Source organism: Pseudomonas sp. KBN12P06040, assembly GCF_037574965.1.
GTDB lineage: Bacteria > Pseudomonadota > Gammaproteobacteria > Pseudomonadales > Pseudomonadaceae > Pseudomonas > Pseudomonas aeruginosa.
In genome coordinates, this window is the sequence record NZ_JBBELS010000001.1 from 2,213,998 (window position 1) to 2,227,953 (window position 13,956).

A 13,956-nucleotide genomic window follows, 5' to 3' on the forward strand; every position below is an offset into this window, starting at 1 on the left:
CCCTCTGGCTGGCGTCATTGACGGGCCGGCCGTCTCCCGAGAAAGGATCAGTCCATGGCAATCGAGTACCGCATCACGCTGGACGACCAGCATCAGCTCAACTATCGCATCGAGCTGGAGCGGCACTACGACCCGCAGGCGGCTGCCGCAGCGCCGCGCTGGACGCGCCTGGAACACAATCGCTGCAGCAACTGCCCGCTCGATCGCGAACGCTACAGCCATTGTCCGGCGGCGGTCGACCTGCATGGGGTGATCGAGGATTTCCGCAACCTGCCGGCGTTCCGCAAGGCCGGCATCTGCGTGCGCACGCCGGAGCGTGAGTACATCAAGCAGGCGGGCCTGGAGGAAGGACTGCGCGCGCTGATCGGCTTGATCATGGCCAGCAGCGCCTGTCCGCTGCTGGCGCCGCTGAGGCCGATGGCCATGCAGCACCTGCCGTTCGCCAGCAACCAGGAGTTCGTGCTGCGGGTGGTGCCGCTGTACCTGATGCGCCAGTACTTCAACTTCCGCGAGGGGCGGCATGCCGATTGGGAACTGAAAGGGCTGGTGCGGCTGTTCCAGCAGTTGCAACTGGTCAACCAGGCGTTCTGGCAGCGAATCCACGACACCTGTGTCAGCGATTCCAACCTGAAGGCGTTCCTGACCTTCTTCTCGCTGTCGTCGAGCATCAGCTATTCGCTGGAAACCCAGTTGCAGAAGATCCGCCCGCTGGTGATGAGCGCCGAGGAAACGCTCGGCTGAGGCGCAGGCCCCGGCCGAGCGGGGAGAGATCAGGCTTTCTTCAGGTGCACCGCGAGCACGTCGCAGGGCGCGCCGTGCAGCACGTCGTTGGCAGTGGAACCGAGCAGCAGCGCCAGGCCGTGGCGACCGTGGCTGCCGACCACGATCAGGTCGCAGGCCTGTTCCGCGGCGAGGCGGTGGATTTCCTGGCGCGGTTGCCCGTAGACCAGGTGGCGCTGCTCGCTGCCGAGGTCCGGATAGCGCACGGCGAAGGCATCCAGGCGTTCACGGGCCTGGTCGAACTGCTGCTGCTGCAACATCGACAGGTCCATCGGCACGTCCCCACCGAAGGCCATGGCCATGGGCTCGACCACATGCACCACCGAGAGCCGGGCCTGGTTGCTGGTGGCCAGGGCCGCCGCACGCTTCATCACCGGGTCGCATTCGTCGGTCAGGTCGACGGCGACCAGAATGTGTTGATAGGGCATGAACGTCTCCTCCCAGAAGGGGATAGTGTTTTCATTATGGACTTTCGCGCCGCGCGTGGAACCTGTTCCGTTGCGCTGGGCAAAAAGCTGCTCCGCCGTGGTCGCATTCGCCTGTAAACTGCGCCTCCCTTGGCGACTGCGACCGATCCTGCCTGCGCGCGCGGATCGAGGCAAATGCCTTAACCGTTTTTCGAGTGTCCGTTCCTTATGACCACTTGGCTGGTGATCCTGCTGCTGGCTGTCATGCTCAGTCCCCTGGCCTGGCTGATGCCGTCCAACAGGCAGCGCGGCAAGATGGCCCTGCGCCTCGAGGCGCGCCGTCTCGGCCTGGCCATGCAGCTCGCGCGCCAGGATTGGCCGCATTGGCTGGAGAGCGCTCCGCCGACGTCCTGCGCGCAGTTCCACTGCCCGCGCCGACGCGGCCGGGAAGCCTGGTGCTATTGGCAGAATACCCCGGGCCAGTGGCTGAACCAGTGGCGCGAGCCGTGCGCGGACGATGAGTTGCTGGACGCCCTGCGCAGCCTCCCCGGGGATGTCTACAAGGTGGAGGCGACCGCCCAGTTCCTTGCCCTGTATTGGGGCGAGCGCGGCGATAGCGCCGACCTCGGGCGCATCGCCGAGTTTCTCCGCCAGCGCGCCTGAGGCGGCGCGCCGAGGTTCATTGGTTGCGCGCGGCATACAGCGCGGCGACCTTCTCCAGGCCATCGATGATCCGGTCTGCATTCTTGTTGACCAGGAACGGCACGCTGTTCTGGTTGTAGTTGCGCAGGGACTTCTCGATGTAGTGCCACTTGATCGCCACGCTGCGCAGCGCCCTGGCGATCTCCTCGTCGTTCTGCGGCGCCTGCTGCAGCTTCAACAGGTTGACCGAAAAGCGGCTGGCCAGGTCGTCCAGTGGACGCTCCTCGCCGCCGCCGAAGAAGCTGGCGCCCACCGACGCGTTGCGCGAGGCATAGTCCAGAGCAATGTCCTGCATCAGCAGGCTCTGTTCGCGGCTCTGCTCGGTGAGCGTCGGCACCGTGGCGGCGTTTTCCCGTTGCAGGCTGCGATACAACTGGCCGCCGAGGTCCATCAGTTGCTGGTTGCGCCGTGCCAGGTCGGCGACCGGTTGGAGGTCGCTGTAGCCCTTGGCGCGCACCGCGCCGGTCAGCTTGTCGAGGTCTTGCGCATAGTCCCGCCATTGCTCGCGAAGCTGGCCCAGCAGGCGCCGGGATTCGCTGCCGTTCACGCCGTCGAGTCGCTGCAGGCGGGCTTCCGCCGTCTGCGCCGAGCTTTCGATCAGGCTGGCGTAGCGTTGATCGCCTTCCTGGCCGACGTACATGAAGAAGGCGTTCAGGGATTTCTGCGTGGCGAGCCGCATCTGGTGCAGGGCGAGCAGGTCATCGGCGGTCCCTGCCGCGAAGACGGGGAGGCTCAGCAGGCCGAGCAGGGCCAGACAAAGAGTGAACGGACGGCAGATCATGGGTTCCATCTCCATGTGGCCCTGGAGGCCTTCTTGTTGTTCTTTTGTAACGGCCCGTGGCCGATCATGCATGGCGATCTGCGGCGACTCTAGCCTGCCTTTCCGCACCGGGACAAGCGCCCACGGCGCCGATCATCGAACATCTGAATGGTCCGACAGAGGCTGGCTGAATGGCCCTGCGCAGAGGGCCTGGAGGAGGGCAGGTGTTTTCCGGATGGCTGATTGACAATTCCCGGCTTTTGCCGGAATGTGTGCGCACCCAAGTCAAACGGGCGTATGAATCGAGCGTTTGCCTCGCGCAGGCCTCGACAATAGAGACCCGGTTATCGCGTCGGCGGGTGTGCCGAAGGGTTTGGGACTATGCTCGGCGGTTGCCGAAAGGGTCCCGACACGGCGTCCGATGTGTAAGTTCAAGCTTCCATAATAGCGTGGAGATCAGTTGATGATTTACCAAGGTAAAGCCATCACGGTTAAGCCTCTTGAGGGCGGCATCGTCGAGTTGAATTTCGATCTCAAGGGCGAGTCCGTCAACAAGTTCAACCGTCTCACCCTCAGTGAGTTGCGTGCGGCAGTCGATGCGATCAAGGCCGATGCATCGGTCAAGGGCGTGATCGTGACCAGCGGCAAGGACGTGTTCATCGTTGGTGCCGACATCACCGAGTTCGTTGACAACTTCCAGCTGCCCGACGAGGAACTGATGGCGGGCAACCTCGAAGCCAACAAGATCTTCAGCGACTTCGAAGACCTGGACGTACCCACCGTTGCCGCGATCAACGGCATCGCCCTCGGCGGCGGCCTGGAGATGTGCCTGGCCGCGGACTTCCGCGTGATGAGCGCGACCGCCAAGGTCGGCCTGCCGGAAGTCAAGCTGGGCATCTACCCGGGCTTCGGCGGCACCGTCCGCCTGCCGCGCCTGATCGGCTGCGATAACGCCGTCGAGTGGATCGCCTCGGGCAAGGAAAACAAGGCCGAGGACGCCCTGAAGGTCGGCGCCGTCGACGCCGTGGTCGCTCCCGAGCAACTGCAGGCCGCTGCCCTCGACCTGGCCAAGCGCGCCGTCGCCGGCGAGCTGGACCACAAGGCACGGCGCCAGCCGAAGCTGGAAAAGCTGAAGCTGAATGCAATCGAGCAGATGATGGCCTTCGAAACCGCCAAGGGCTTCGTCGCCGGCCAGGCCGGTCCGAACTACCCGGCGCCGGTGGAAGCCATCAAGAGCATCCAGAAGGCCGCCAACTTCGGCCGCGACAAGGCGCTGGAAGTCGAAGCCGCCGGCTTCGTCAAGCTGGCCAAGACCTCGGTCGCGCAGAGCCTGATCGGCCTGTTCCTGAATGACCAGGAACTGAAGAAGAAAGCCAAGAAATACGACGAAGTCGCCAAGGACGTGAAACTGGCCGCCGTGCTCGGCGCCGGCATCATGGGCGGCGGCATCGCCTATCAGTCGGCGCTCAAGGGCACCCCGATCCTGATGAAGGATATCCGCGAAGAGGGTATCCAGATGGGCCTGAACGAGGCCGCCAAGCTGCTCGGCAAGCGCGTCGAGAAGGGTCGCCTGACCCCGGCGAAGATGGCCGAGGCGCTCAATGGCATCCGTCCGACCATGTCCTATGGCGACTTCGGCAACGTCGACATCGTCGTCGAAGCCGTCGTCGAGAACCCCAAGGTCAAGCAAGCCGTGCTCGCCGAAGTGGAAGGCGCGGTGAAGGAAGACGCGATCATCGCCTCCAACACCTCGACCATCTCCATCAGCCTGCTGGCCCAGGCGCTGAAGCGTCCGGAAAACTTCTGCGGCATGCATTTCTTCAACCCGGTGCACATGATGCCGCTGGTGGAAGTGATCCGTGGCGAGAAGACCGGTGAAACCGCCATCGCCACCACCGTCGCCTACGCCAAGAAGATGGGCAAGAGCCCGATCGTGGTCAACGATTGCCCCGGCTTCCTGGTCAACCGCGTGCTGTTCCCGTACTTCGGCGGCTTCGCCAAGCTGCTGAGCTTCGGCGTCGACTTCGTGCGCATCGACAAGGTGATGGAGAAGTTCGGCTGGCCCATGGGCCCGGCCTACCTGTCCGACGTGGTCGGCATCGACACCGGCCACCATGGCCGCGACGTCATGGCCGAGGGCTTCCCGGACCGCATGGCGGTCGAGGGCAAGACCGCCGTCGACGTGATGTACGAGGCCAACCGCCTGGGCCAGAAGAACGGCAAGGGCTTCTACGCCTACGAGACCGACAAGCGCGGCAAGCCGAAGAAGGTCACCGATCCGCAGGCCTACGAAGTGCTCAAGCCGATCGTGGTCGAGCAGCGCGAAGTGACCGACGAGGACATCGTCAACTTCATGATGATCCCGCTGTGCCTGGAAACCGTGCGTTGCCTGGAAGACGGCATCGTCGAGACCGCTGCCGAGGCCGATATGGGCCTGATCTACGGCATCGGCTTCCCGCCCTTCCGTGGTGGTGCTCTGCGCTACATCGATTCGATCGGTGTCGCCGAGTTCGTGGCCCTGGCCGACAAGTACGCCGAGCTGGGCGCGCTGTACCACCCGACCGCGAAGCTGCGTGAAATGGCCAAGAACGGTCAGAAATTCTTCGGTTAATCGCGGAACGACTAGAGCGAGAGTGAATTTATGAGCCTGAATCCGAGAGACGTCGTCATTGTCGACTTCGGCCGCACCCCGATGGGTCGTTCCAAGGGTGGCATGCACCGCAACACCCGCGCCGAGACCATGTCGGCGCACCTGATCAGCAAGCTGCTGGAGCGCAACCCGAAGGTCGACCCGGCCGAAGTGGAAGACGTGATCTGGGGCTGCGTCAACCAGACCCTGGAACAGGGCTGGAACATCGCGCGCATGGCGTCGCTGATGACCCAGATCCCGCACACCAGCGCCGCGCAGACCGTCAGCCGCCTGTGCGGTTCGTCGATGAGCGCGCTGCACACCGCCGCCCAGGCGATCCAGACCGGCAATGGCGATGTATTCGTCATCGGCGGCGTGGAGCACATGGGCCACGTCGGCATGATGCATGGCGTCGACCCGAACCCGCACCTGTCCCTGTACGCGGCCAAGGCCTCGGGCATGATGGGCCTGACCGCGGAAATGCTCGGCAAGATGCACGGTATCAGCCGTGAGGCGCAGGACAAGTTCGGCGCGCGTTCGCACCAACTGGCCTGGAAGGCCACCCAGGAAGGTAAGTTCAAGGACGAGATCATCCCGATGGAAGGGTATGACGAGAATGGTTTCCTGAAAGTCTTCGACTTCGACGAGACCATTCGTCCGGAAACCACTGTCGAGACCCTGGCCGAGTTGAAGCCGGCGTTCAATCCGAAAGGCGGCACCGTGACCGCGGGGACCTCCTCGCAGATCACCGACGGTGCCTCCTGCATGATCGTGATGTCGGCCCAGCGCGCCCAGGACCTGGGCATCCAGCCGATGGCGGTGATCCGCTCCATGGCCGTGGCGGGTGTCGACCCGGCGATCATGGGCTACGGCCCGGTGCCGTCGACCAACAAGGCGCTCAAGCGCGCCGGCCTGACCATCGCCGACATCGATTTCGTCGAACTCAACGAAGCCTTCGCCGCCCAGGCCCTGCCGGTGCTGAAGGACCTCAAGCTGCTCGACAAGATGGACGAGAAGGTCAACCTCCACGGCGGCGCCATCGCCCTGGGTCACCCGTTCGGTTGCTCCGGTGCGCGCATTTCCGGCACCCTGTTGAACGTGATGAAGCAGAACGGCGGTACCCTTGGCGTGTCCACCATGTGCGTGGGCCTGGGACAGGGTATCACCACCGTCTTCGAGCGCGTCTAAGCGTTCGTAGAAGGGGAAAGCCGGGGCCTCGTGCCCCGGCTTTCGTTTTTCAGTGTCAGTCGTTTCCGGCTGCATCGAGCGAATGACGCCCCGGGAGCGCGGGTTTGCCTATTGTGCGATCCGTGCCTATACCGGGCTGTTGTATGTCGGCATTGTGCCGTTGTTTTCCGATTTTCGAGACAAGGTAAGGAACATGGACCTGCAGGCTGGGCTCTATCGTCATTACAAGGGACAGAACTACCGGGTCCTGGGTGTCGCGCGGCATTCGGAGACGGAAGAGGCGCTGGTGATCTACCAGGCGCTGTACGGCGAATTCGGTCTCTGGGTGCGTCCGCTGGAGATGTTCACCGAGGCCGTGGAGGTCGATGGCGAGTGGGTGCCGCGCTTCGTCCTGGTGAGTCCCGAGGCCGATCCCCTGGGCTTGCAGAAAGCTCCCGGCGGGGAAGACCGCGCTTGACCTTGGCTCGTTCGCCACTATATATAGCGGTGCCGCGCTAGTCGCTCCCTTCTTTATATTCATCTTTTCGACGCAGGAACCTTCCGATCCATGGGTAAATCGCTGGTCATCGTGGAATCCCCGGCCAAGGCCAAGACCATCAACAAGTACCTGGGTAGCCAGTACGTGGTGAAGTCGAGCATCGGCCACATCCGTGACCTGCCCACCAGTGGTTCGTCGAGTTCCAAGGAGCCGGCGGCCAAGGGCCGCAAGAGCGCCTCCGAGGCGCCGGCGCTGTCACCGAAGGAGAAGGCCAGGCGCCAACTGGTCTCGCGCATGGGGGTCGACCCCGAGCATGGCTGGAAGGCCAAGTACGAGATCCTGCCCGGCAAGGAAAAGGTCATCGACGAGCTGCGCCGTCTGGCCAAGGACGCCGACACCGTCTATCTCGCGACCGACTTGGACCGCGAAGGGGAGGCCATCGCTTGGCACCTGCGGGAAGCCATCGGCGGTGACGAAAGCCGCTACAAGCGCGTGGTATTCAACGAAATCACCAAGAAGGCCATTCAGGAGGCCTTCTCCCAGCCCGGCGAGCTCGATATCAACCGGGTGAACGCCCAGCAGGCGCGGCGTTTCCTCGACCGCGTGGTCGGCTACATGGTCTCGCCGCTGCTCTGGCAGAAGATTGCCCGCGGGTTGTCCGCCGGTCGCGTGCAGTCGGTAGCGGTGAAGCTGGTGGTGGAGCGCGAACGCGAGATCCGCGCCTTCGTCCCGGAAGAGTACTGGGAAGTGCATGCCGACCTCGGTACCGCCAAGGGCGCCAACGTGCGCTTCGAGGTTACCCGCGAGAAGGGCGAGGCCTTCAAGCCGCTCAACGAAGCCCAGGCCATGGCGGCCCTGGAAAAGCTCAAGGCGTCGGCCTATAGCGTCGCCAAGCGCGAGGACCGGCCGACCTCCAGCCGACCCTCGGCGCCGTTCATCACTTCCACCCTGCAGCAGGCGGCGAGCAACCGCCTGGGCTTCGGGGTGAAGAAGACCATGATGATGGCCCAGCGTCTCTACGAGGCCGGCTACATCACCTACATGCGTACCGACTCGACCAACCTGTCGGCCGATGCCATTGGCATGGTCCGCGGTTTCATCGAGGACGAGTTCGGCCAGAAGTACCTGCCGGGCAAGGCCAACGTCTACTCGAGCAAGGAGGGCGCCCAGGAAGCGCACGAGGCGATCCGTCCTTCCGACGTCAACCTCAAGCCGACCCAGCTGTCCGGCATGGAGCGCGACGCCGAGCGCCTGTACGACCTGATCTGGCGCCAATTCGTGGCGTGCCAGATGACCCCGGCCGAATACCTCTCGACCAGCGTGAGCGTCACCGCCGGCGATTTCGAACTGCGCGCCAAGGGCCGCATCCTCAAGTTCGACGGTTATACCCGGGTACTGCCGCAGCAGAGCAAGCCGGGCGAGGACGACGTCCTGCCGGAAATGAAGGAAGGCGAGAACCTCAAGCTGATCAAGCTCGATCCGAGCCAGCACTTCACCAAGCCGCCGGCGCGCTACTCCGAAGCGAGCCTGGTCAAGGAACTGGAGAAGCGCGGTATCGGCCGCCCCTCGACCTACGCGGCGATCATCTCCACCATCCAGGAGCGCGGCTACGTAACCACCCACAACCGCCGCTTCTATGCGGAGAAGATGGGCGACATCGTCACCGATCGGCTCAACGAGAGCTTCGCCAACCTGATGGACTACGGTTTCACCGCCGGGATGGAGGAGCATCTCGACGACGTGGCCCAGGGCGAGCGCGACTGGAAGCACCTGCTCGACGAGTTCTACGGCGATTTCAAGAAGAAGCTCGAGGTGGCCGAAGTCAGCGAGAAGGGGATGCGCGCCAACCAGCCGACCCTGACCAACATTCCCTGCCGCGAGTGCGGCCGGCCGATGATGATTCGTACCGCCTCCACCGGCGTGTTCCTCGGCTGCTCGGGCTACAGCCTGCCGCCGAAGGAACGTTGCAAGGCGACCGTCAACCTGATTCCCGGCGACGAGATCGCCGCGGACGACGAGGGCGAGTCCGAGTCGCGGGTGTTGCGTGGCAAGCATCGCTGCCCGATCTGCAGTACCGCGATGGACGCCTACCTGCTGGACGAGAAACACAAGCTGCATATCTGCGGCAACAACCCCGACTGTCCGGGCTACGAGATCGAGGAAGGCCAGTACCGGATCAAGGGCTACGAAGGGCCGAGCCTGGAATGCGACAAGTGTGGCAGCGAGATGCAGTTGAAGACCGGCCGTTTCGGCAAGTTCTTCGGTTGCACCAATCCGACCTGCAAGAACACCCGCAAGCTGCTGAAGAATGGCGAGGCGGCGCCGCCGAAGATGGACGCCATCCGCATGCCTGAATTGAAGTGCGAGAAGGTGGACGATATCTACGTGCTGCGCGACGGCGCTTCGGGCATGTTCCTGGCCGCCAGCCAGTTCCCGAAGAACCGCGAGACCCGCGCGCCGTTGGTGAGCGAGATCATCCCGCACAAGGCCGAGCTGGATCCTAAGTACCATTACCTCTGCGACGCCCCGCAGAAAGACCCGGACGGCCGTCCCGCGGTGATCCGTTTCAGCCGCAAGACCAAGGAGCAATACGTGCAGTCCGAGGTCGATGGCAAGCCCACCGGCTGGCGCGCCTTCTACGATGGCGGCAAGTGGAAGGTCGAAGACAAGCGCTGATGGATGGCGCGCCCGCTTGCATGGGGCGCGCTTATACTGCGCGAAGGCCGGGCGCTGACCTGGCCTGCGCTCCGCATTCCTTCCAGTTTTAATCGGGAGTACCGGCATGGCCCAAGAGCTTTATACCCGCACCAACCAGAAGCTGTATTTCGCCGGGTTGGCTCTGGAGGCCTGGAAGCGAGCCGATGCCGAGCGGGCGATGAATGCCCAGGCGATCATCCAGGGGGAGCGCGAATCGGCGCTGTTCCACCTTTATGGCGCAGTGCTCGGTGTATGCCATGAGATCGCCGGTTACTACCGTCTGCCGCAGGCTGCCGCTCCTCGCGTGGATGCATTGCTGAATGCCGAAGTGCTGGCGGCCGCGCCCAGCCCCGAGCTGGCTGAGCTGGTGGAGTTGGCGTCGCAGCCGGAAACCTGGCTGGGCCAGTTGCTGGGCGCCTACTCCGAGCTGTTCCTGCCGCCGCGACCGACCAAGGCAGCGAAGATCGACCCCAGCACACCGTTGATCGTTGCCGTGAGTATCGACGAAGACGCCCCCTTGCTTTCTCGCGAAACCCTCGAGGAATGGCGGCAGTCGCTGAAGCAATTGGTCCTGCGTTTTCGCGAGAGCTTGACGGAGCTGTAACGCCGTCGTCATTCGCCGATCAGCGGTAGGAAATTTTCCTACCGTTCCACTCGGTTGATTTGCCAGCAAAAAAATTTAGCGGATGCCGTCCGGGCGCTCTGGAACCGCCGTTACAGGCGCGAGAGCGGAACCGGAAGGCGGATGCGGGCTAGGGATGCACTGGATGGGCTGTTACAATGTCGCGTCTTCGTAGAGAGCGTCTGTCATGCCAACATCCTTCCTTGAAATCGTAGAAATGCCCGACGGGCGCATCGTGCTGCGTCGCGCCGATGACGAGGAGGCGTTGGTGACCCTGGAGTTCTCCGGGGACGCGAAGAATTTCCTGCAAGGCCAGCATGTCGAAGTGGCCAAGGCCATGTTCAATGTCGGCGTGCAAATGGCCGGTCGTCTTGCCGAGGGCGAGATGGAACACGACGAAGGCCCCCGCGTCCTGCACTGAACGCTGTCCTCCGCCGTTTTTTCAACCCAGACGAATATTCAGGCTCTGTGCTTGGCCCAGTTGGGCGGCGCGGGACAGTTGCTTGCGCGCCGCCCGGCTCAGCGGTTCCAGCCAACTGACCACGGTGTGGCTGCGGCCCAGGCGCAAGGCCTCGCAACTGAGCGCCAGGGCAGCGGCGTTGTCCTTCGCCTGCAGTAGCAGGATGCGCTCGCGGTTCAGGCCGGCGCGGCGCAGCCATTCATGGGTCAGGCTCGCCGGCGGAGCGATCAGGGTCAGCCAGCGGGCATCCTGTTCCTCGCTGAGCTCGCGGAGAATCGGCGCGAGCAGGGTCAGGCAGTGCCCCGGCAGGCCGCTGAGCGAAAGTTCGCTAAAGGCAGCGGGTTCCTCGATGGAGGCGCTGGAAGGGCTGTCGATGACATCGTCGAGCAAGGGAGCGCCGTTGCTGGCCCAGAACGCTTCCTGGAACAGTGGCAACTGGGCGCTGGGCAGCGAGTGGGAGGTCTGCATGGTATCTCCTGTCAGCGTCGGATCACGCCGACGCTCAAGCCTTCGATGATCAGTTCCTGCTCCTTCAGATCGACTTCGATCGGAGCGAACTCAGGGTTTTCCGCCAGCAGCCAGACCTTGCTGCCTTCGCGCTTGAAGCGTTTCACCGTGACCTCCTCGCCGATCCGCGCGACCACCACCTGGCCGTTGCGCGCTTCGCGGGTGACGTGGACGGCCAGCAGGTCGCCGTCGAGGATGCCGATGTCCTTCATGCTCATGCCGCGCACGCGCAACAGGTAGTCGGCGCGAGGATTGAAGAAGGCGGGATTGATCCGGCAGGATTCCTCGATGTTCTGTTCGGCGAGGATCGGTGCGCCGGCGGCGACCCGTCCGATCACCGGCAGGCCCTCATCGTCGTTGGCGGCATGCGGTTCGAAGCCGGGAATGCGGATGCCGCGAGAGGCGCCCGGAGTCATTTCGATGGCGCCCTTGCGTGCCAGCGCCTTGAGGTGCTCCTCGGCGGCGTTCGGCGACTTGAAGCCGAGTTCCTGGGCGATTTCCGCCCGGGTCGGCGGAAAGCCGTGGTCTTCCAGGCAGCGCTTGATGAAGGAGAGGATCTCGGCTTGGCGGGGCGTCAGCTTCTGCATGTCGTCGCTCTGTGTTTTTATCCAGTGACTGGGATTATATACAGTGAGCGAGGCGTGGCAATGATTTTCCGCATGACATTTCGTCCTGCGTCACGATGAAGTTGGCCAGTGTCTTGCTTCCGTTTTTCGGGACTTCTCTGTAATTTTCCTGACTGGTGCGTCATCTGCCGCTTGACAAGGGATGTGGCTGAAACGTATGTTTCAAACAAGTGTTTGTCAGGCGGAGAAACCATGGCCCAGTCGGAAACCGTCGAACGCATTCTCGATGCGGCGGAACAGCTGTTCGCGGAAAAAGGCTTCGCCGAAACCTCGTTGCGTCTGATCACCAGCAAGGCCGGGGTCAACCTGGCGGCGGTGAATTATCACTTCGGTTCGAAGAAGGCGCTGATCCAGGCGGTGTTCTCGCGCTTCCTCGGGCCATTCTGCGCCAGCCTGGAAAAGGAGCTGGATCGTCGCCAGGCCAAGCCCGAGGCCCAGCACGCCACCCTGGAGGACCTCCTGCACCTGCTGGTGTCCCAGGCGATGGCGGTGAAGCCGCGCAGCGGCAACGACCTGTCGATCTTCATGCGCTTGCTCGGCCTGGCCTTCAGCCAGAGCCAGGGGCACCTGCGCAAGTACCTGGAGGAGGTCTACGGCAAGGTCTTCCGGCGCTACATGCTGCTGGTCAACGAGGCGGCGCCGAAGCTGCCGCCCATCGAGCTGTTCTGGCGCGTGCACTTCATGCTCGGCGCGGCCGCCTTCAGCATGTCGGGGATCAAGGCCCTGCGGGCGATGGCGGAAACCGATTTCGGCGTGAACACTTCCACCGAGCAGGTGATGCACCTGATGGTGCCGTTCTTCGCCGCCGGCATGCGCGCCGAGAGCGGCATCGACGATCCGCTGCTGGCCGGGGCGCAACTGCGCCCGCGGAACAAGACGCCCGCCAAGGCCTGATCGCAGACGGCGCCCGAGGGCGCCGTTTTCCTTTCTCCTTTCTCTGTGCTCCGGGCGGAACTCCATGCGCCGGGCCGGCTCCATTGGCAGGCGCGCGGTACCGCCCCGGGACTTAAGTCTTTCTGCCGGGTGCAGTACAGTGTGCGCTGTCTGAGGCCCGTGACGGCGGGCTTCGCTGATTTCCAGGCCATAGGACTCTTCATGCAAGGCTCTCTGATGCTCGACATCGGCGGCACCTGGCTGACCGCCGAGGACCGCCAAATCCTGCGCCACCCCGAGGTGGGCGGGCTGATCATCTTCGCTCGCAACATCGAGCATCCTGCCCAGGTTCGCGAACTGTGTGCGGCCATTCGCGCCATCCGTCCCGACCTGTTGCTGGCCGTCGACCAGGAAGGAGGGCGCGTGCAGCGCCTGCGCCAGGGCTTCGTGCGCCTGCCGGCGATGCGCGCGATCGCCGACAACCCCAATGCCGAAGAGCTGGCCGAGCACTGTGGCTGGCTGATGGCGACCGAGGTGCAGGCGGTCGGCCTCGACCTGAGTTTCGCGCCGGTGCTGGATCTCGATCACCAGCGCAGCGCCGTGGTCGGTAGCCGCGCCTTCGAGGGCGACCCGGAGCGTGCCGCGCTGCTTGCCGGTGCTTTCATTCGCGGCATGCATGCCGCCGGGATGGCCGCCACCGGCAAGCATTTTCCCGGTCACGGCTGGGCCGAGGCCGACTCCCATGTGGCGATTCCCGAAGACGCGCGCAGCCTCGAGGAAATCCGGCGCAGCGACCTGGTTCCGTTCGCCCGCCTGGCCGGACAGCTCGACGCGCTGATGCCGGCCCATGTCATCTATCCGCAGGTCGACCCGCAGCCCGCCGGCTTTTCCCGGCGCTGGTTGCAGGAGATCCTGCGCGGCGAGCTGAAGTTCGACGGGGTGATCTTCAGCGACGACCTGTCGATGGCCGGCGCCCATGTGGTCGGCGACGCCGCCAGCCGCATCGAGGCCGCTCTGGCCGCGGGCTGCGACATGGGTCTGGTGTGCAACGACCGGGCTTCCGCCGAGCTGGCCCTGGCTGCCCTGCAACGCCTGAAGGTGACCCCGCCGTCGCGTCTGCAACGCATGCGCGGCAAGGGCTACGCGAATACCGACTATCGCCAGCAGCCGCGCTGGCTGGAAGCACTGTCCGCGTTGCGCGCCGCGCAACTGATTGATTGAGGGAGC

Annotated in this window: 14 protein-coding genes; 10 read left to right on the forward strand and 4 right to left on the reverse strand. The window is 64.1% G+C overall.

Features of this window, described 5'->3' with window-relative positions:
- The first annotated feature begins 54 nt into the window (after positions 1 to 54).
- A complete protein-coding gene (locus VQ067_RS10445) occupies positions 55 to 741 on the forward strand; it encodes a DUF6901 family protein (protein WP_003091213.1) in 687 nt (228 codons plus the stop codon).
- Between the two features lie 29 nt (positions 742 to 770).
- Here the strand turns inward: VQ067_RS10445 and VQ067_RS10450 are convergent, their stop codons facing one another.
- Entirely contained in the window at positions 771 to 1,208 is a 438-nt protein-coding gene (locus VQ067_RS10450) for a universal stress protein (RefSeq protein ID WP_003091210.1), read from the reverse strand.
- Positions 1,209 to 1,415: 207 nt separating this feature from the next.
- On the opposite strand from VQ067_RS10450, the gene VQ067_RS10455 reads away from it, so the two are divergent.
- Positions 1,416 to 1,850 (forward strand): hypothetical protein, encoded by a 435-nt coding sequence (locus tag VQ067_RS10455; protein ID WP_003109487.1) that lies wholly within the window; start codon positions 1,416 to 1,418, stop codon positions 1,848 to 1,850.
- A 16-nt stretch (positions 1,851 to 1,866) separates the two neighbouring features.
- Here the strand turns inward: VQ067_RS10455 and VQ067_RS10460 are convergent, their stop codons facing one another.
- Positions 1,867 to 2,685: a hypothetical protein gene (locus VQ067_RS10460; protein WP_003138583.1), complete on the reverse strand. Its 819-nt coding sequence runs from the start codon at positions 2,683 to 2,685 to the stop codon at positions 1,867 to 1,869.
- 427 nt (positions 2,686 to 3,112) lie between these two features.
- Between VQ067_RS10460 and fadB the strand changes: the two genes are divergently transcribed.
- The 6 genes from fadB (at position 3,113) to VQ067_RS10490 (ending at position 10,684) form a co-directional block, all read left to right on the forward strand.
- On the forward strand, positions 3,113 to 5,260 hold the full coding sequence (fadB, locus tag VQ067_RS10465) for a fatty acid oxidation complex subunit alpha FadB (RefSeq protein ID WP_003091204.1): 2,148 nt from the start codon (positions 3,113 to 3,115) through the stop codon (positions 5,258 to 5,260).
- Positions 5,261 to 5,290: 30 nt separating this feature from the next.
- A complete protein-coding gene (fadA, locus tag VQ067_RS10470) occupies positions 5,291 to 6,466 on the forward strand; it encodes an acetyl-CoA C-acyltransferase FadA (RefSeq protein ID WP_003091203.1) in 1,176 nt (391 codons plus the stop codon).
- 193 nt (positions 6,467 to 6,659) lie between these two features.
- On the forward strand, positions 6,660 to 6,923 hold the full coding sequence (locus VQ067_RS10475; protein WP_003109484.1) for a DUF1653 domain-containing protein: 264 nt from the start codon (positions 6,660 to 6,662) through the stop codon (positions 6,921 to 6,923).
- A gap of 90 nt (positions 6,924 to 7,013) precedes the next feature.
- Complete coding sequence (gene topA / locus VQ067_RS10480; protein ID WP_003091201.1) at positions 7,014 to 9,620, forward strand: type I DNA topoisomerase; 2,607 nt, start codon at positions 7,014 to 7,016, stop codon at positions 9,618 to 9,620.
- A 106-nt stretch (positions 9,621 to 9,726) separates the two neighbouring features.
- On the forward strand, positions 9,727 to 10,245 hold the full coding sequence (locus VQ067_RS10485) for a DUF6586 family protein (protein WP_003091199.1): 519 nt from the start codon (positions 9,727 to 9,729) through the stop codon (positions 10,243 to 10,245).
- A 205-nt stretch (positions 10,246 to 10,450) separates the two neighbouring features.
- Positions 10,451 to 10,684 carry a hypothetical protein gene (locus VQ067_RS10490; protein WP_003109483.1) on the forward strand — a complete coding sequence of 78 codons (234 nt, stop codon included), beginning with the start codon at positions 10,451 to 10,453 and terminating at the stop codon, positions 10,682 to 10,684.
- A 21-nt stretch (positions 10,685 to 10,705) separates the two neighbouring features.
- On the opposite strand, the gene sulA is transcribed toward VQ067_RS10490, so the two are convergent.
- Both sulA and lexA read right to left on the reverse strand, forming a co-directional pair.
- Positions 10,706 to 11,191, reverse strand: a complete 486-nt coding sequence (gene sulA / locus VQ067_RS10495; protein WP_003091197.1) for an SOS-induced cell division inhibitor SulA — start codon at positions 11,189 to 11,191, stop codon at positions 10,706 to 10,708.
- Between the two features lie 11 nt (positions 11,192 to 11,202).
- Entirely contained in the window at positions 11,203 to 11,817 is a 615-nt protein-coding gene (gene lexA, locus VQ067_RS10500) for a transcriptional repressor LexA (protein ID WP_003091196.1), read from the reverse strand.
- A gap of 231 nt (positions 11,818 to 12,048) precedes the next feature.
- Between lexA and psrA the strand changes: the two genes are divergently transcribed.
- Complete coding sequence (psrA, locus tag VQ067_RS10505; RefSeq protein ID WP_003091195.1) at positions 12,049 to 12,750, forward strand: transcriptional regulator PsrA; 702 nt, start codon at positions 12,049 to 12,051, stop codon at positions 12,748 to 12,750.
- 201 nt (positions 12,751 to 12,951) lie between these two features.
- Positions 12,952 to 13,950: a beta-N-acetylhexosaminidase gene (gene nagZ / locus VQ067_RS10510; RefSeq protein ID WP_003118092.1), complete on the forward strand. Its 999-nt coding sequence runs from the start codon at positions 12,952 to 12,954 to the stop codon at positions 13,948 to 13,950.
- Positions 13,951 to 13,956 lie beyond the last annotated feature (6 nt).